Genomic DNA, 930 nt, shown 5'->3' with positions numbered 1-930 from the left:
CCCGGCCCGGGGGGCGGACCCGCCGGCGGCGTCGACCCCGGCCAGGGCTGCGACGGTACGACCGGCGCGGGCGCTCCGGCCGGGGCGGGCGGGCTCACCGGAGCCGGCGCGGGTGGTGCGAGCGGCGCTCCCGCGTACGCCGGGGCGGGTAGCGGCTTGCGCAGCGGCAGGTCGGTCAGGGCGCCCTCGGCCACCGGTAACTCCGGCTGGTCCAGCACCGTCGGCGCGATCCCCAGCTCGGCGTGCAGCATGCGGGCCACCAGCGGAATCCGTGACGACCCGCCCACGAGGAAGAGCCCGTCGAGCTGATCGGGGCGCAGCCCGGCCGCGGCGATGACCTCCCGGGCCCGCTGCACCGCCCGGCGCAGCAGCGGCGTGGCCACCCGCTCGACGTCCGCCCTGGTCAGCTGGATCGTCTCGGCCACCCCCGGCACGGCGACCGGGGCGACCGCAGACCGGGACAGGGTCTCCTTCGCACCGCGTACCTCGTCCCAGAGCCGGACCTGGTCGCGGCGCTGCGCCGGATCCGTCGGCCGGGTGAGCCGGGCCCACTGCGCGGCGTGCCGCTCACCGACCAGCTCGCCGACCCGCCGCACCAGCGCGGCGTCGAGGTCCAGGCCGCCCAGGTCGGGCAGGCCACCGTCGGCGACCACGCTGAAGCCGGAGTCACCCCAGGGGTCCGCACCCTCGTTGCGCAGCACCGCGACGTCGAGTGTCCCGCCACCGAAGTCGAAGACCGCGATCGCCCCGCCGACCGGCACCGGACGGTGCAGCACCTGCGTGTAGTAGCGGGCGGCGGCCACCGGCTCCCGCAGCAGCCGGGTGCCGGGCGGCGTCGGCCCGGCGAGGGTGTGCTCGGCCGCCTGCGGCCAGCCCGCCCGCAGCAGCGCGTCGGCGAGGACCTGCCGCCGCGTCGCGTCCCAGGCGGCC

1 protein-coding gene is annotated in these 930 nt (G+C 78.7%); it reads right to left on the bottom strand.

Annotated elements, in window-relative coordinates; genetic code table 11:
• Nucleotides 1-930: Hsp70 family protein (locus GUI43_RS33285; RefSeq protein ID WP_249037928.1), on the bottom strand; the 930-nt coding region annotated here is incomplete at both ends.

The organism is Micromonospora noduli, from assembly GCF_003264365.1.
In the GTDB taxonomy this organism is placed as follows: domain Bacteria; phylum Actinomycetota; class Actinomycetes; order Mycobacteriales; family Micromonosporaceae; genus Micromonospora; species Micromonospora noduli.
Note: the sequence above shows the minus strand (reverse complement) of the source record. Positions and strands in the feature narration are given on the sequence as shown.